Origin of the sequence: Pantoea sp. M_10, assembly GCF_008631515.1 — a bacterium.
In the GTDB taxonomy this organism is placed as follows: domain Bacteria; phylum Pseudomonadota; class Gammaproteobacteria; order Enterobacterales; family Enterobacteriaceae; genus Pantoea; species Pantoea anthophila.
The window spans coordinates 521636-538089 of record NZ_VWUL01000002.1 but is presented as its reverse complement, the minus strand read 5'-3'; the positions used below and the strand labels follow the sequence as shown (position 1 = coordinate 538089).

Below are 16454 nucleotides of genomic sequence, written 5' to 3'. Positions count from 1 at the left end.
AAGTTAATCAGAAGATTAAGGAGCACTTAGAATGCCAATTCCTGCCTATATGTGGCTTAAGGATGACGGCGGCGCAGATATTAAAGGTTCCGTTGACGTGCAAGATCGTGATGGTAGTATCGAAATTATCGGGCTTAGCCACGGTATAAATCTGCCTGTAGACAGCGCAAACGGTAAAATAACGGCTACGCGGCAGCATTCACCCATGATGATAGAAAAAGAGGTTGATAGCTCTACGCCCTATCTCTATAAAGCTGCGGCCACAGGCCAGACACTTAAAAGTGCTGAGATAAAATTTTATAATATTAACGATGCTGGCCAGGAAGTTTGTTATTACAGCGTCTTGATGGAAAACGTTAGAATCACTGGCGTTAATTGTAGCGTCCCTAATGTTAAACTTGAGGGTAATAACAAGATGAATCATACTGAAAGCGGGAGCATTCAGTATGAAAAAATAACGTGGAAGATCGTAGATGGTAATATTCAATATGCAGATGCATGGAATGAAAGACATACAGCGTAATTAATAAAAAACCCGGTGAAAGCCGGGTTGATGTTGGCAGATAAAAAGTAAAGCCAATAGCATCGGGAAGGGTTTATGAGTACGGGTATTATTAACTACGCTACCGCACATCCAACTATCACCGATTACCCCGCCATCCTCCTTTTCACTACCAGCCTCCCTGCATCTGCGACCAAAATACACGCAGTATTACAAGTGCTCTAATCCGATTGCAGGCATACTGAAGAGTAAGTGCAGGATATCAACTGAACTCAGCCGCTGGGCTTTTACCGTTCAATTTGTAGGGATACTGAATCAGTATCCCCCTGTTTGGCGATATGTGTCCCCGGCCCATCAGGATCTGAAATTTCAGCCGGGCCGGATTATGGTTTACCATGTAGGGAGCGTAATTAAGGGTCACTCAGCGCCTTAATAATTTCTGGTACACAGCAAAATGTGCTTCTGGTACGCATCCGGAACACGATGTTGCCGGTATAACAGCGAACAGCAACGAAAGGCAAACGTGAATAAACCCAGGCAATGAAATGATGAAAATTGTTTTTAAATCAGAAAGTTAATAAAAAATGACGAACGGTAACGCACATTGAAAAACGACCCCGGACAACCTACCTTCCTCTTTCACGATTACGAGACCTTCGGCACCAGCCCGTCGCGCGACCGGCCTGCTCAGTTTGCCGGGCTGCGCACTGACAGTGACTTTAATCCGGTGGGTGAACCCGAAGTCTTCTACTGCCGTCTGCCTGATGACTATCTGCCGCAGCCCGAAGCGGTGATGATTACCGGTATCACGCCTCAGGTGGCGATGACGCGCGGCGTGAATGAAGCGGAGTTTGCTGAACGTATCCATTCCCTGTTTACCACGGAACAAACCTGTGTGGTGGGCTACAACAACGTGCGCTTCGACGATGAAGTCACGCGCAATATCTTCTATCGCAACTTCTACGATCCCTATGGCTGGAGCTGGCAGAATGGCAATTCCCGCTGGGACCTGCTCGACGTGATGCGTGCCTGCTATGCGCTGCGGCCGGATGGCATCAACTGGCCGGAGAATGAGGAAGGCTTTCCCAGCTTCCGGCTGGAGCATCTGACCAAAGCCAACGGCGTGGCGCATGAAAATGCGCATGATGCGATGTCCGATGTGTACGCCACGCTGGCGATGGCGAAGCTGGTGAAAGAGAAGCAGCCAAAGCTGTTTGAGTTTTTGTTCACTCATCGTAACAAGAACAAGCTGATGACGCTGATCGACATCCCGCAGATGAAGCCGCTGGTGCATGTCTCAGGTATGTTCGGTGCCGCGCGCGGGAATACCAGCTGGATTGTGCCGCTGGCCTGGCATCCCGATAACCGGAATGCGCTGATCGTGGTGGATCTGGCGGGTGATATGTCACCGCTGCTGGAACTGGATGCCGCTGCACTGCGTGAGCGTCTCTATACGCCGAAAAACGATCTAGGCGATCTGCCGGCCGTGCCGGTTAAACTGGTGCATATCAATAAGTGTCCGGTTCTGGCCCCGGCCAGCACGCTGCGCCCGGAAGATGCTGCCCGACTGGGCATCGATCGTCAGCACTGTCTGGCGAATCTGGCCCTGCTGCGCCAGCAGCCCGACGTGCGGGAGAAACTGGTGACGCTGTTTGCCGAAGCCGAGCCGTTTACGCCATCAGACGACGTAGACACGCAACTCTATGACGGCTTCTTCAGTGATGCGGATCGCGCGGGGATGAACATCATCCGCCAGACCGCCCCGGCGAATCTGCCTGCGCTGGACCTGACCTTTGAGAGTGCGCGGGTGGCGAAACTGCTGTTCCGCTACCGGGCGCGTAACTTCCCCGGCACGCTGGATGATGCCGAGCAGCAGCGCTGGCTGCAGCATCGGCGTGAAGTGCTTAACAGCGATCGGGTGCAGGCGTTTATGCAGGAGCTGGAGTCGCTCGCCAGTCTGCATGAAGCTGATGCGGAAAAACTCGGACAGCTGAAAGCGCTCTATCTTTACGCGCAGGAGCTGGTCTCCTGAATCCTGAATGCCGCCCGGCATCCTCTGCCGGGTCTGGCACCGGGCTGTGTCGTGGATTACAGCAGCGTCCACGCCAGCCAGGTCAGGGCAAAACCGCTCAGCCCCATTAAGGTGGTCAGTACCGTCCAGGTGCGCAGACCGTCAGCCACTGACAGCCCGAGATAGCGCGTCACCACCCAGAAACCTGCGTCATTGACATGTGACAGTCCCAGCCCGCCAAAGCAGGCCGCCAGCGTCACCAGTACCCGCTGCATGTCCGTTACGCCGGTCACCGCCTGCGTCAGCAATCCGCTGGTCGTCAAGATCGCCACGGTGGCGGAGCCCTGTGACGCACGCAGCGCCAGCGACAGGATAAACGCAGCAGGCACCAGCGGCAGATGCAGCGTCTCAAGCGTGACCGCCAGCGCTTTGCCGACGCCCGACTCCACCAGCACTTTGCCGAAAGCGCCACCGGCACCCGCCACCAGTATCACACTGGCAGACGTGGGAATCGCCCGGCCGGTCAGGTCTTCCAGCTTATCTTTGCTCCAGCCACGGCGTACCCCCAGCAGCCAGGCCGCCAGCCCCAGGGCAATCAGCAGAGCAATGGGTGGGGTACCGATTACGGTCATCACGCTCCGCAGCAGATTGCCCTCATCCATCAGGGTGTGGGACAGCGTGCCCAGCACAATCAGGACAATCGGCACCACAATCAGCCCGCTGATGGTCAGCGCGCCAGGCGGTGCGGGCTCATTCTTCTTTTCCTGACCCTCGGGTTTTGCCATCTGCAGCTGTTCGAGCACGTCCACTGACAGATGATAGTGGCGACGGTTCATCACCTTCGCCACGTAGTAGCCGATGATCCCGACCGGAATCGAAATGGCGATACCCAGCATCATCAGCCAGCCCATGTCGGTGTGCAGGATCCCCGCGGCGGCGGCGGCACCGGGATGGGTCGGCAGCGCCACGTGCACCGTCAGCATCACGCCCGCCATCGGCAGGCCAAACTTCAGGGGTGAGACCCGCGCCACTTTGGTAAACCCATAAATCAGCGGGATAACAATGATGAAGCCTACTTCAAAAAAGACCGGGATTCCGAGGATAAAAGCCGCCATGGTGAGGGCCGCCACGGTCCGTTTTAACCCCAGCGTCTTACTGAAACGCTGCGCCAGCGACTCGGCGCCCCCCGAGGCTTCGATGATCGCGCCGAGCATGGCACCGAGAACGATAATAATGGTGATGTGACCAAGCAGCCCGCCCATACCGGTAACAATCGTCTCCATGATTTTTTCGGCCGGGATGCCCGTGGCGATCGCCACCAGCAGACTGACAATTAACAGGGCGACAAACGGATGGACTTTAGCTTTGATCACCAGCAGCAGCAGGATCACAATGCTGGCGGTCGCTATGGCTAACAGCAGTGCGGTGGACATAGTAAGCCTCAGAAATGGTTATATTTTTTAGGTTATCGGGGTACAGGGAGAGCAGGTGCAGGGCCGGAAAAAGGGCAAGCCGCTCCCTGCCGGTGCCGGAACACCGGTTTTTTACAGCGCGTTACATCAGGCTTTTATCTTCCAGGGCGCAAACCAGCCCAGCCCCTCGGTAGTGCGACCGCGCGGGATATACTCGCAGCCCACCCAGCCGCTATAGCCGACTTCATCCAGCAGCGAGAAGAGATACGGATAATAGATTTCACCCTCATCCGGCTCATGACGGTCCGGTGCTGAGGCGATCTGCACGTGGGCATAGCGCCCGGCATAGTGACGAATCAGGTGCGTGAGATTGCCATCCACACGTTGTGCGTGGAAAAGGTCGAGCTGAGTAAAGACGTTAGGGCGATCGATCTGTTCTGCCATGTCGAGCGTCTGATACTGGCTGGCGTAGAGATAACCCGGTTTGGTGGTCGGATTCAGGGCTTCAATCAGCAGATTGATGCCGTGCGGCGCGAAGCGCTCCGCGGCATAACGCATGTTGTGAATGAAGGTGTCGGCATAGCGCTGACGGTCAGCACCCGGCGGCACGGTGGCCGCCATGACATGCACCTGCGGGCAGTTCAGCGCCAGCGCATAGCTCAGGGCGCGATCGATGTCTGCCCTGGCATCCGCTTCCCGGCCAGGAATGGCGGTGACGCCCCACTCACCCGCCGCGACGTTGCCGGGGGCGGTATTAAAGAGCACGAGCTGTAGCTGATGCTCATCCAGCCACGTTTTGATCTGGCTGGCGGGATAGTCATAGGGAAACATAAACTCTACGGCGCGGAAGCCCGCGTCAGCCGCCGCCGCGAAGCGCTCCGCGAACGGCAGTTCCGTAAACAGGGTGGTCAGGTTAGCAGCAAACTTTGGCATTATCGGCTCCTTAATTCCGCCACTTCGGCAGCATTGAGATAACGAATGGGCCGGTCACCCAGCGTAAAGATTAACCGGGCCGTCTCTTCCAGTTCTTCCGTGTTATCAGCGGCTTCCTGCAGTGATTTTCCCACCACCACCGGGCCATGATTCGCCAGCAAAAAGGCGCGGTAGCGGGGGGCCAGCCGCGCCAGATCCTCCGCCAGTCGCCCATCGCCGGGCTTATAGTAGGGCACGACCGGCACATCCCCGACACGCATCACCACATAGGGGGTGAACGGCCGGATACAGTTGTCCGTGTCCAGCCCCTGCAGACAGGAGAGCGCCGTCAGGTAGTGGCTGTGCAGATGCACGACCGCCCGGCAGTCGGGATTATTCAGGTAGAGCGCGCGGTGGAAAGCGATCTCTTTGGAGGGTTTGTCGCCAGAGAGCCACTCCCCCTCCGGCGTCACTTTTGCCAGCCGATCAGCCTGTAACTCGCCGAGGCACGAGCCGGTCGGCGTCGCCAGCAGATTACCGTCTTCAAGCAGCAGGGAGAGGTTGCCCGCCGAACCGGTGGCATAGCCGCGCTGAAAAAATGAGGCCCCCAGCCGCACCATCTCATCACGCGCCTGCTGCTCAGTTAAAGAGAAAGATTCAGTCATAGGTAAACTCCGTTTGCGCGCGGCGGAAAAAGTCTTCGTCGCCAAAATTCCCCGACTTCAGTGCCAGAGAGAGCGGCTGGTGGATATCACGCACCCAGGGCACGCCCGGCGAAATTGTCGGGCCGATGTGAAAGGCGGTCACGCCCAGCGTCTGCGCCACCACACCGGAGGTTTCTCCCCCGGCCACAATAAAGCGCTGCCAGCCGCGCCGTTTCAGCTCCCGTGTTACGGCGGCAAACAGCTGCTCAACGGCCTCACTGCTGCGCTGCGCACCATAGCGCTGCTGGATCGCCTGCAGCTGCTGTGCGTCGGTGGTGGCATAAAGCAGCGGAGCCAGAGAGTGCTGGCTGTTGGCCTCTGTCCAGTCACAGAGCTGGCGGGCATAGTCATCTGAATTCTGCAGGCAGGCTTCGACCTGCACTTCGCAGGCCGGTGCCTGCTGGCGATAGAGGCTGACCTGCCGGCAGGTCATCTGCGAACAGGAGCCGGACAGCACCACGGCGCGCCCACCCTGCGGACGCCCTGCCTGCTCTGCCTGAGCATCCGCCCCGGCTCTCGCCCACTGCCGCGCCAGACCGATAGCCAGCCCGGAACCGCCGGTCACCAGCCGCAGATCGCTGAGGGCCGCGCCCAGCGTCAGCAGATGCTGGTGATGCAGCGTGTCGATCACCACGTAGCTGACGCCCTGCTCTGCCAGCTGATGCATCGCCTGCCGGACGGAGTCGGCGCCCTGGTCAACCTGCGTGGCCGCAATCAGTCCGGCTTTGCCCGTCGCCTGTGATGTCATCAGACGCAGCAGGTTGCTCTCGCGCATGGGCGTAACCGGATGATGACTCATCCCCGACTCCGACAGCAGCTGGTCACCAACAAACAGATGGCCCTGATAGACCGTGCGGCCATTGACCGGCAGAGCCGGACAGATAACGGTCTGCGTCTCACCCAGCGCCTTCAGCAGGGCATCGGTCACCGGACCAATATTGCCCTGGGCGGTGCTGTCGAAGGTGGAGCAATATTTAAAATAGAAGCGCTGGCAGCCCTGCTGCTGCAACCATTCCAGCGCAGCCAGCGACTGAGCAACCGCCTGCTCTGCCGGACAGGAGCGACTCTTCAGGCTGATCACCACCGCCTGCGCATCGGTGGCGATTTCACCGGCGGGAATGCCGTTGAACTGAATGGTGCTCAGCCCGTTCTGCACCAGAAAGCTGGCGATGTCGGTGGCACCGGTAAAATCATCTGCGATTACACCAAGACGCATCATCCCTCCTCCTTCGCCTGCGGCAGCGTTATGCCGCTGAAGATCTTGATCACGGCGCTGTCATCCTCACGACCATAACCGGCGTTGCTGGCTTCGGTGAACATAGTAAGCGCGGTGGAGGCCAGCGGCAGCGGAAAATGCAGTGCTTTGGCGGTGTCGGCCACCAGGTTAAGATCTTTCACAAAGATATCGACAGCCGATTTCGGGCTGTAGTCACCGTCTACCACATGCTTCATACGGTTCTCGAACATCCATGAATTACCCGCAGCGTTGGTGACCACTTCATACATCGTTTCCAGCGGAATACCGGCTCGTGCCGCCAGCGCCATCGCTTCTGCCCCCACTGCGATGTGAACGCCTGCCAGCAGCTGATGGATGATTTTGACGGTGGAGCCCGCCCCGATCTCACTGCCCACGCGATAGACTTTGGCCGCGACCGCATCCAGTACCGGTTGCAGCTGGCTAAACGCCGCCTCACTGCCGGACGCCATGACCGTCATCTCACCGCTGGCCGCTTTGGCAGCCCCGCCGGAGACCGGTGCATCGAGCATCAGCAGCTGATGCTGCGCCAGCTGCTGCTCAATCTGCTGCGCGTCGCTGGCTGACAGCGTGGATGAGACCATCACCACGGTCCCCGGGCGCAGCTTTGCCGCCAGGCCATTTTCACCAAACAGAACCGCGTTCACCTGCTGCGCATTGACCACCAGCAGCAAAACAGCATCGAGCTGGTCAGCAAAGGCAGATGCTGAGGGCTGCGCATCGCGCGCACCTGCCCGGCGCAACGTCTCAAGTGCGGCCGGATTTAAATCGACGCCCCAGGTGTTGAGACCGGCGCGCAGGCAGGATTGTGCAGCCCCCATGCCCATGGATCCTAACCCGATAACACAGATGTTCTTCGCTGGCACGTTACGCCCCCTGTTAAATTAAGTGATTATTTGTTTGTTACTGTTAATCGTGCCAGCATCCGGCGGCTGAAAATGTGTCACATCTCACAAAAAACATCACAGCTTCGTCAGAGAACAATTTTTAACACGGTCGGGCTTCCCTGTTCTGTCTGGGAATCTGAACATACTCTCAGCCCTGACCCTGTGATTATCTGTTCTGATAAACCGTGAAATACTCTACAATGTGAAAAAATGGTAAATAGCAGGAGCAGGTATGATTCCGGTTGAACGTCATCAACAGATCCTTGCCTTGGTTGCCGATCGTGGCGTGGTGAGCATTGCCGAGCTGACGGAGCGGCTGGGGGTCTCACACATGACGATACGTCGTGATGTGCAGAAACTGGAGGAACAGGGTGCGGTGCTGTCAGTCTCCGGCGGCGTACGCACTGCCGATCGGCTGGCGGCTGAGCCTTCACATCTCACCAAAAGTACCCTGTTTAACGATGAGAAATATGCGATTGGCCGCGCCGCCGCCCGGCATATTCCCCGCAATAGCTGCATCTATCTGGATGCCGGCACCACCATGCTGGCCCTGGCGAGAGAGGTAGTGGATCGTGATGATTTACTGGTGGTGACCAACGATTTTATGGTCGCGAATCTGTTGATGGAGAGCAGTCAGTGCAGAGTGATCCACACCGGCGGAACGGTCTGCCGGGAAAACCGCTCCTGCGTCGGCGAGTCGGCAGCAAGAAGCCTGCGTCATCTGGCTATTGATATCGCGTTTATTTCCGCCTCCTGCTGGGGGCCACGAGGCCTGTTTACGCCCGACGAAGATAAGGTCACCGTGAAGCAGGCGGTCAGCGAGGTGAGCAGTAAGCGCGTGCTGCTCAGTGACAGTTCGAAGTACAGCCGGATAGCGACGTTTCTGGCGTTGCCGCTGGAGAGGTTTGATCAGATCATTACCGACAAAAAGTTGAGTGAAGCGGCGCTGGAACAGTTAAATGCGGGGAGCTGGGAGCTGGTACTGGCAGGTTAGGTTATTGCCGCCTTCCCGGAAGAGCCGGAAAGGCGGCAACGTCGTCGCGATTAAATCTCTTCGCTGAACTGCGGCACCGGATTACGGAAGCTGCGGGTCACAAAGGCCAGGTAGATAATCCCGATGGCGGCCCAGATCAGGCCCAGCACCATAGAACTCTCTTCCAGGTTCACCCACAGCGCACCGACCGTCAGCGCGCCGAGCAGCGGCAGCAGCAGATACTGAACGTGATCTTTCAGCGTGCGGTTACGCTTCTCACGGATCCAGAACTGCGCGATCACCGACAGGTTCACAAAGGTAAACGCCACCAGCGCACCGAAGTTGATCAGCGCCGTCGCCGTGACCAGGTCGAAGTTAATCGCCATCAGCGCAATCGCGCCCACCAGCAGCACGTTGAGCGACGGGGTACGCCATTTTGGATGGATGTAACCGAAGAAACGCTCCGGGAACACGCCATCACGACCCATGACATACATCAGGCGCGAAACGCCCGCATGTGCCGCCATGCCGGATGCCAGCACCGTGACCACCGAGAAGATCAGGATGCCGACCTGCAGCGCTTTACCGGCGACGAACAGCATGATTTCAGGCTGTGACGAGTCCGGGTCCTGGAAACGGCTGATGTCCGGGAAGTAGAGCTGCAGGAAATAGGATGCCGCGATAAAGATCACACCACCGATCAGCGCCGTCAGGAAAATCGCGCGCGGGATGGTGCGTTCTGCATCTTTGGTCTCTTCCGACAGCGAACTGATACCGTCAAAGCCGAGGAACGAGAAGCAGAGGATCGTCGCACCGGTAATCATCGGCACCACATGCGCATTCTCAGACCAGAACGGTCTGCTGCTCACCAGAGTGCCCGAACCCACGCCGCTTGCCACACCGTAGATCACCATGCCGGTGATACCGAGCATGACAACAACCTGCAGCACCACAATGACGCTGTTGAAGTTGGCGACAGTTTTGATGCCCTTGAGGTTAGAGAGCGTCATGAAACCGACCAGCAGTACCACAAAAATCCACGACGGGATGCCGGGCACCAGCGACTCAAAGTAGTTTTTTGCCAGCAGGATGTTGATCATCGGCATGAACAGGTAGTCCAGCAGGGATGACCAGCCAACCATAAAGCCGACGTGCGGACTGATTGCCTTCTGAGCGTAGGTATAAGCGGAGCCCGCAGAGGGGAAGCGGCGTACCAGCTTACCGTAGCTTACGGCAGTGAACAGAATCGCAATCAGCGCGAAAGCATAAGCAGTGGCAACGTGACCATCGGTCAGACCAGAAACAATACCAAAGGTATCGAACAGGGTCATAGGCTGCATGTAGGCTAAGCCCATCATGACGACCGGAAGTAACGTTAATGTTTTTTTGAGTTGCGCACGCTGCGGTGCGGCGGAGGTATTAAGCGACATGCTTCAGTCCCCCATGTGCGACAACCTGGCTGGGCTGGGTCACAGGGCAACTGCGCATTAAGCGACAGGGAGTAGGGTTAGCGGTTAACGCGGCGCCGTAATCATCACGAAAACGCGTGCCAGCATTGACTGGCAGTGTGGTAAACATCCCCATCTTTGTAATCCTCAATCTCACGCGTGTGCGTGTTTTCAGTGTTTATCTATCCGGGTGCGTGCCCGGCCTCGGTTAAGTCAGCAAAAATGCTCTGTTAAAACTGAATGCAAAAAAATAACCGGCGCTTAAAGCGTCGGTTATCGTCTGATTTTGCAGGCCGCGTATTCTGCCCAACCGCGGGCAGAAATTCAAGCCGTCGGGGCATCATAAGCAAAAAAAGCAATTCACATTAGCGATTAACGCCCCGGTCAGGCATTTTTCAGCATCCAGTCAATTTCCGTGGCGGTGATCAGCCGTTCAAACTGCATCAGCTCATGGTGTTTGCAGCTGTGCCAGACGCTGGCAAAGCGTTCGCCGAGTAACTTCTGCAGCGGATAGCTGCTGTCAAATTCATACAGGGCATCGCTCTGCCGGATCGGCAGGGCCAGGCCTTCCGCATGATGCCCATTGCCGGTCACCGGCTGCGGCAGCGGCAGTTGCGTATCCAGTCCGTGCAGCATACCGGCAAGAATAGCAGAAACCACCAGATAGGGGTTGGCATCCGCCCCCGCCACCCGATACTCAATGCGATGGTTGTCGATATCTCCGCACGGCACACGCAGCGCGACGGTGCGATTGTTATGGCCCCATGAGGCCTGTAACGGCACATACGCATCCGGCACAAAGCGGCGATAGGCATTCACGTTGGGCGCCAGCAGTGCCATCGACGCCGGCATCAGGTCGATCATGCCAGCCAGCGCCCGCTTCATCAGCGGCGAATCACTGCCGTCGTCACAGGCGAAGGCGTTATGATCGGCGGCATCCAGCATGCTGATGTGCACATGCATCCCGCTGCCCGCATACTCTTCATAGGGCTTAGCCATAAAGGTGGCGGTCATACCGTGGTTCTCCGCCACCTGCCGGATCAGCCGCTTAAGCTGCACCGCATGGTCGCAGGCGCGCAGCACGTCGCGGGTATGATGCAGGTTGATTTCAAACTGTCCGGGCGAGGCTTCCGCCAGTGCGCCATCGGCCGGTATCCCCTGCTGACGCGCCAGATCATCAATATCACGCAGCACATCCGCAAAGTGGTCGAGGTTATCGACCGAATAAACCTGGCTCTGCATGTTGCGTTCATCACTGCCCGGCGCACAGGGCGGCTGGATAAACCCTTCAGCATCGCGCTTTTTGTCAACCAGATAGAACTCCAGCTCTACCGCTACCACCGGAAAAAGGCCTCGGTTGCGCAGCTGTTGCCACAGCCGGTTGAGGACATTTCGGGGTTCAACGTCAAAGGGAGTGCCATCTTGGTTGCACATAGTTAACAGCAGCTGCGCAATGTGTTGAGGATCGGAGGCGGAGGGAACTAAGGTGCCGCTGACCGGCAGGCAGAGATTATCGGGTTCGCCCAGTGACTGGCCAAGTCCCGCTTCTTCCACCGTATTGCCGAGGATATCCATGGCGAATACCGAGGCGGGGAAATAACACCCTTTTTCCAGCTTGGGCAGCGCGGAGACCGGAATGCGCTTGCCGCGAAACACACCATTTAAATCATTTAACAGGATGTCGACATACTGCGTTTCAGGATGGCGCTCCAGCCAGGTTTTCACCTCAAGCTGGAACGCGCTGGTTCGTTTCTCTTCACTGTGAAGCGTGAAGTCTTCCACTTCTACCAGGTTAGTCATGATCTCACCCGCCCCTATAAGGTTTGCGTAATGCTCAAAATAACGGCCACACCACTAACATAGCGCCAACATAAAAAGTGTGCAAATGTAACAAATCTGTTTGAAGAACAAACAGCAGATTGCTAGATTGAAAAAATATTGAACACTTAACCGCCAGACGTGCCCTTTCGGTAGATATTTCGAACAGCGAAGCGAGGACGTGAGATGGGCATTATTTTTGACAAGCCGTTGATTGGCGTAGTGATGTGCCAGAAGGATACCGGCGGTCATCCGACTCAGACGGTGCACAACAAATATTGCGATGCACTCGTTCAGGCAGGAGGCGTACCGCTCGCCCTGCCCCATAGTCTGATTAACGCCCCTCATCTATTAGAAAACGCTATGGCTGTGCTGGATGGTCTGCTGCTGACCGGCAGTCCCAGCAATATCGAACCCTGGCACTATGGCGAGGCCGGTGAGGAGCCGCACGCCGATCCGGGTCGTGACCGCCTCGCCTTTCAGCTGATCACCTGGGCCACCAGCCACAAAATGCCGATGTTTGGCATCTGCCGGGGACTGCAGGAGCTGGTAGTGGCGAATGGCGGCAGCCTGTGGCGGGATCTCAGCGCCCGGCCTGACTTTCAGCGTCATCATGAAGATGAGACGCGCCCCCTGGCTGAGCAGTATGCGCCGGTGCATCAGGTGACCGTCGAACCGGACGGCGTGCTGGCGACGCTGTTTGCCGACAGCACCCTGGAGGTCAATTCTCTGCATCATCAGGGCATCCGCGAGCCGGGACCGCAGCTGCGCATCGAAGCGCGCGCAGCCGATGGTCTGGTCGAAGCCGTGAGCCTGCGTCATCACCCTTTCGCCCTGGCGGTGCAGTGGCATCCCGAATGGCAGCCGGAAATGACGCCAGGATCGCAGGCGTTGTTCAGCGGATTTATTCAGGCTGCCATTCGTTATCACAGGGGAAAAGACGATGAGTGATGCCACGCTGGCACCGGGACGACGGCTGGCGGAGATCCGGCAGACGCTGGGGCTGTCGCAGCGCCGCGTGGCTGAGCTGGCCGGATTGACCCACAGCGCAATCAGCACCATCGAACAGGATAAGGTCAGCCCGGCGGTCAGCACCCTGCAGAAACTGCTGAAGGTCTATGGCCTCTCCCTGTCGGAGTTCTTCTCCGATCCCAGGCCGGATGCAGAGCCGAAAATTATCGTCCGGCCCGGCGAACTGCTGGAGATTGGCAGTCAGGGGGTCTCGCTGAAACTGATCGACAACGGTAAAGCCCAGCGTTCGCTGGGGATGCTGCTGGAAACTTACCAGCCCGGTGCCAGTACCGGTGAGAAGCTGCGTCATCCCGGTGAAGAGACCGGTACGCTGCTGGAGGGTGAAATTATCCTGATGATCAACGGGCAGCGCTTTCATCTCTCCGCCGGAGAGAGTTATGTGATTGATACCGGCTTACCGCACAGCTTCACCAACAGTGCCGATATCCCCTGTCGCATCGTCAGTGCCCACACGCCCGCTAACTTTTAGGCGCATTCAGGAGGTTGTTATGAATTATGTGGAGAGTTATTACGCGGCAACCGCCAATGCTCATGAACCCTGGCCGACGTTGCAGGATAGCATCCAGTGTGACGTCTGCATTATTGGCGGCGGCTTTACCGGCCTCTCTGCGGCGCTGCATCTGACCGAAGTTGGCTATGACGTGGTCGTGCTGGAAGCCGCACGCATCGGCTTTGGTGCCAGCGGACGTAACGGCGGCCAGGTGGTCAACTCCTATAGCCGCGACGTGGATGTGATTGAGCAGCGCTACGGCAAAGAGAGCGCCCGCATGCTGGGCAGCATGATGTTTGAAGGCGCAGCGATCATCCGCGATCGCATTGATCGTTACGCGATTGACTGTGATTACCGGCCTGGCGGCATCTTTGCCGCCCTGAATGCTCGCCAGATGGCACATCTGCAGAAACAGAAAACCCTGTGGCAGCAGTATGGCAATCACGATCTGGAGCTGCTCGATGAACGGGGGATCCGCCGCGAAGTGGCGACCGAACGTTATGTCGGCGGGCTGCTGGACCGGCGCGGCGGCCATCTGCACCCCCTGAATCTGGCGCTGGGCGAAGCGGAAGCGATACGGCGACATGGCGGACGTATCTACGAACAGTCTGCGGCCCTGAAGGTGATTTATGGCTCACCGAATCGGGTAAAAACCGCCCAGGGTGAGGTCAGCGCCACCTTTGTCATCTTCGCCGGTAATGCCTATCTCTCGCCGCAGCTTGAGCCGCGACTGAGCAGGAAAAGCATGCCGTGTGGTTCACAGATTGTGGTTACCGAGCCGCTTTCACCCGATCAGGCGTTGTCGCTGCTGCCTAACAACTACTGCGTGGAAGATTGTAACTACCTGCTGGATTATTTTCGTCTGACGGCGGATAACCGGCTGCTCTATGGCGGCGGCGTGGTCTATGGGGCACGGGAACCGGCAGACATTGAAGCGTTGATTCGTCCCAAACTGCGTCGCACCTTCCCCCAGTTGCAGAACGTCAGGCTGGACTTTAGCTGGAGCGGCAATTTCCTGCTGACGCTCTCGCGCATGCCGCAGTTTGGCCGGCTGGAGAACAATGTCTATTTCATGCAGGGTGACAGCGGTCATGGCGTGACCTGTACCCATCTGTCCGGCAAGCTGATCAGTGAAGTTTTACGCGGCGATGCTGAGCGTTTTGACGCCTTTGCCCGCCTGCCGCATCTGCCCTTCCCCGGCGGCAGACGCTTTAAGGTGCCACTGACGGCGATGGGCGCGGTGTGGTATGCGCTGCGGGATCGGCTGGGGGTTTGAGGTGATTTGTTACCTCCCCTCAGTCAGACTTAATCATGCGGTGTTGCTATTGATACCTGGATATTTAAACGCCCGGAGAGGCAGGAAATGTGTAACGCAGAGTAGATTGCCCCACTGAATCAAATACGCTTTGCGCGCAGTTTCACTTACGGCCAGGCGTGACTGAGTCGCCTGGCGTTAATTTTTCACATGAACGTGCCTGGATGTTTTTCAACCGGTAGCAGGCTCATCTTTTTTTCTGCTTAAGCGGAATACCTATTGCATGCCTGAAAAGCGCAGTCTTCGCACATCCAAATCCTGCTCCAGATGCACATAACCCCTCTCTGCATGAACTGGGAAAATGGCCTTAACAATTTCTTGATCCTGGCGCTGCCAGGTGTCAGGATTTGCACCTCACTTTTTACAGAACTTTGCCATGCTGAAACTTTTTGCACGATACATGTCAGTTGGTGTGATTAACACGCTTATTCACTGGGTTACCTTCGCCATCTGTGTAGAAAAGGGGTTACAGCAGTCACTGTCCAACTTTATTGCATTCTGCGTTGCTGTCACCTTCTCTTTCTTTGCAAACGCAAAGTGGACGTTCAGTTCAGAAGCCACAACGATCCGCTACATCATGTATGTGTTTTTCATGGGCATGGTGGCCGTCATGATTGGCTCCTATGCTGACCGGATGAAGGTCAATCCGGTCGTAACCCTTATCGTCTTCTCAGCAATAAGTCTGGTATGTGGCTTTGTCTATTCGAAGTACATCATTTTTCGAGATAAGAAATGAAAATATCGCTTGTTGTTCCCGTCCTGAATGAGCAGGAAGCCCTTCCTGTTTTCTATCAGACGGTAAGAAATTACACGCCGCTTGCAGATGATGAAATTGAGATTGTTTTCATCAACGATGGCAGTACAGACAATACAGAATCTCAGATTCATGCGATCATGAAAAATGACGCGTTAGTCAAATATGTTTGCTTTACGCGAAATTTTGGCAAAGAGCCCGCCCTGTTTGCAGGCCTTGAGGCCTCGACCGGAGATGTGGTTATTCCTATCGATGTAGACCTGCAGGATCCCATCGAGGTTATCCCGCTTCTGATCTCGAAGTGGAAAGAAGGCGCAGATGTTGTGCTTGCTAAACGGGTTGATCGCTCATCCGATAGCCATCTGAAGCGTAAAAGCGCTGAATGGTTCTATAAATTACACAACATGATCAGCAAACCGCAGATTGAAGAGAATGTGGGTGATTTCAGGCTGATGTCCCGCCATGTGGTTGATAACATCAAGCTGCTGCCTGAGCGAAACCTGTTTATGAAAGGTATTCTTTCATGGGTGGGTGGAAGAACAGAGGTAGTCGAATACACGCGCGCTGAACGCGTCGCTGGGTCGACAAAATTTAATGGATGGAAACTCTGGAACCTTGCGCTGGAAGGTATAACGTCATTCTCTACGTTTCCTTTACGCATGTGGACCTATATCGGTTTCTTTGTTGCCGGGCTCTCGTTTTTTTATGGCGTGTGGATGATTGCAGATAAGCTGATCTGGGGAAACCCTGTAGCCGGTTATCCGTCAATTCTGGTTTCGATTCTTTTCCTGGGCGGCATTCAGCTAATTGGTATCGGTGTGCTGGGAGAATATATCGGCAGGATTTATATCGAGACCAAGCAACGCCCGAGATACATTATCAGAAATGATAGCGATATTTAGGGAAAAGGTTTGATAACTTTTTTAATGTTCAGGCGGAAC

The 16454-nt window shown here is 56.3% G+C and carries 15 protein-coding genes; 8 read left to right on the top strand and 7 right to left on the bottom strand.

The window, feature by feature from the left end; all coding sequences use genetic code 11:
- Positions 1-31 precede the first annotated feature (31 nt).
- Positions 32-523, top strand: a complete 492-nt coding sequence (locus F3I47_RS09310) for a type VI secretion system tube protein TssD (protein WP_150028801.1) — start codon at positions 32-34, stop codon at positions 521-523.
- Between the two features lie 583 nt (positions 524-1106).
- Positions 1107-2534, top strand: coding sequence for an exodeoxyribonuclease I (gene sbcB / locus F3I47_RS09305; protein WP_009089345.1), 1428 nt, complete (start codon positions 1107-1109; stop codon positions 2532-2534).
- A gap of 56 nt (positions 2535-2590) precedes the next feature.
- On the opposite strand, the gene F3I47_RS09300 is transcribed toward sbcB, so the two are convergent.
- The 5 genes from F3I47_RS09300 to ltnD form a co-directional block, all read right to left on the bottom strand.
- Positions 2591-3946, bottom strand: coding sequence for a GntP family transporter (locus tag F3I47_RS09300; RefSeq protein ID WP_009089343.1), 1356 nt, complete (start codon positions 3944-3946; stop codon positions 2591-2593).
- A gap of 126 nt (positions 3947-4072) precedes the next feature.
- On the bottom strand, positions 4073-4858 hold the full coding sequence (locus tag F3I47_RS09295; RefSeq protein WP_150028802.1) for an HPr family phosphocarrier protein: 786 nt from the start codon (positions 4856-4858) through the stop codon (positions 4073-4075).
- Complete coding sequence (locus tag F3I47_RS09290) at positions 4858-5502, bottom strand: aldolase (protein WP_009089340.1); 645 nt, start codon at positions 5500-5502, stop codon at positions 4858-4860. The genes F3I47_RS09295 and F3I47_RS09290 overlap by 1 nt, the downstream gene beginning before the upstream one ends.
- Positions 5495-6757 carry a 3-oxo-tetronate kinase gene (otnK, locus tag F3I47_RS09285; RefSeq protein WP_150028981.1) on the bottom strand — a complete coding sequence of 421 codons (1263 nt, stop codon included), beginning with the start codon at positions 6755-6757 and terminating at the stop codon, positions 5495-5497. The genes F3I47_RS09290 and otnK overlap by 8 nt, the downstream gene beginning before the upstream one ends.
- Entirely contained in the window at positions 6757-7662 is a 906-nt protein-coding gene (gene ltnD, locus F3I47_RS09280; protein WP_033736190.1) for an L-threonate dehydrogenase, read from the bottom strand. Before ltnD ends, otnK begins: the two co-directional genes overlap by 1 nt.
- 253 nt (positions 7663-7915) lie before the next feature.
- Here ltnD and ygbI point away from each other — a divergent pair, with 253 nt between their 5' ends.
- Positions 7916-8677, top strand: a complete 762-nt coding sequence (gene ygbI, locus F3I47_RS09275; RefSeq protein ID WP_150028803.1) for a DNA-binding transcriptional repressor YgbI — start codon at positions 7916-7918, stop codon at positions 8675-8677.
- Positions 8678-8727: 50 nt separating this feature from the next.
- On the opposite strand, the gene F3I47_RS09270 is transcribed toward ygbI, so the two are convergent.
- The gene (locus tag F3I47_RS09270; RefSeq protein ID WP_009089331.1) at positions 8728-10086 is read right to left on the bottom strand and encodes an APC family permease; all 1359 of its coding nucleotides are present in this window, start codon (positions 10084-10086) and stop codon (positions 8728-8730) included.
- A gap of 402 nt (positions 10087-10488) precedes the next feature.
- Positions 10489-11907: a glutamine synthetase family protein gene (locus tag F3I47_RS09265; RefSeq protein ID WP_181161925.1), complete on the bottom strand. Its 1419-nt coding sequence runs from the start codon at positions 11905-11907 to the stop codon at positions 10489-10491.
- Positions 11908-12108: 201 nt separating this feature from the next.
- On the opposite strand from F3I47_RS09265, the gene puuD reads away from it, so the two are divergent.
- The 5 genes from puuD to F3I47_RS09240 all read left to right on the top strand — a co-directional run bounded on the left by puuD (position 12109) and on the right by F3I47_RS09240 (position 16415).
- Entirely contained in the window at positions 12109-12873 is a 765-nt protein-coding gene (puuD, locus tag F3I47_RS09260) for a gamma-glutamyl-gamma-aminobutyrate hydrolase (RefSeq protein WP_150028804.1), read from the top strand.
- On the top strand, positions 12866-13423 hold the full coding sequence (puuR, locus tag F3I47_RS09255; RefSeq protein WP_009089325.1) for an HTH-type transcriptional regulator PuuR: 558 nt from the start codon (positions 12866-12868) through the stop codon (positions 13421-13423). The genes puuD and puuR overlap by 8 nt, the downstream gene beginning before the upstream one ends.
- 19 nt (positions 13424-13442) lie before the next feature.
- The gene (locus F3I47_RS09250; protein ID WP_150028805.1) at positions 13443-14720 is read left to right on the top strand and encodes an FAD-binding oxidoreductase; all 1278 of its coding nucleotides are present in this window, start codon (positions 13443-13445) and stop codon (positions 14718-14720) included.
- Between the two features lie 415 nt (positions 14721-15135).
- Entirely contained in the window at positions 15136-15495 is a 360-nt protein-coding gene (locus tag F3I47_RS09245) for a GtrA family protein (RefSeq protein WP_111208224.1), read from the top strand.
- Complete coding sequence (locus F3I47_RS09240) at positions 15492-16415, top strand: glycosyltransferase family 2 protein (RefSeq protein WP_150028806.1); 924 nt, start codon at positions 15492-15494, stop codon at positions 16413-16415. Before F3I47_RS09245 ends, F3I47_RS09240 begins: the two co-directional genes overlap by 4 nt.
- Positions 16416-16454: the final 39 nt, after the last annotated feature.

Coding starts and splice junctions, on each gene's coding strand:
- F3I47_RS09310 (WP_150028801.1), top strand. CDS start 32: ATGCCAATTCCTGCCTATATGTGGCTTAAGGATGACGGCGGCGCAGAT.
- F3I47_RS09300 (WP_009089343.1), bottom strand. CDS start 3,946: ATGTCCACCGCACTGCTGTTAGCCATAGCGACCGCCAGCATTGTGATC.
- F3I47_RS09295 (WP_150028802.1), bottom strand. CDS start 4,858: ATGCCAAAGTTTGCTGCTAACCTGACCACCCTGTTTACGGAACTGCCG.
- F3I47_RS09290 (WP_009089340.1), bottom strand. CDS start 5,502: ATGACTGAATCTTTCTCTTTAACTGAGCAGCAGGCGCGTGATGAGATG.
- otnK (WP_150028981.1), bottom strand. CDS start 6,757: ATGCGTCTTGGTGTAATCGCAGATGATTTTACCGGTGCCACCGACATC.
- ygbI (WP_150028803.1), top strand. CDS start 7,916: ATGATTCCGGTTGAACGTCATCAACAGATCCTTGCCTTGGTTGCCGAT.
- F3I47_RS09270 (WP_009089331.1), bottom strand. CDS start 10,086: ATGTCGCTTAATACCTCCGCCGCACCGCAGCGTGCGCAACTCAAAAAA.
- puuD (WP_150028804.1), top strand. CDS start 12,109: ATGGGCATTATTTTTGACAAGCCGTTGATTGGCGTAGTGATGTGCCAG.
- puuR (WP_009089325.1), top strand. CDS start 12,866: ATGAGTGATGCCACGCTGGCACCGGGACGACGGCTGGCGGAGATCCGG.
- F3I47_RS09250 (WP_150028805.1), top strand. CDS start 13,443: ATGAATTATGTGGAGAGTTATTACGCGGCAACCGCCAATGCTCATGAA.
- F3I47_RS09245 (WP_111208224.1), top strand. CDS start 15,136: ATGCTGAAACTTTTTGCACGATACATGTCAGTTGGTGTGATTAACACG.
- F3I47_RS09240 (WP_150028806.1), top strand. CDS start 15,492: ATGAAAATATCGCTTGTTGTTCCCGTCCTGAATGAGCAGGAAGCCCTT.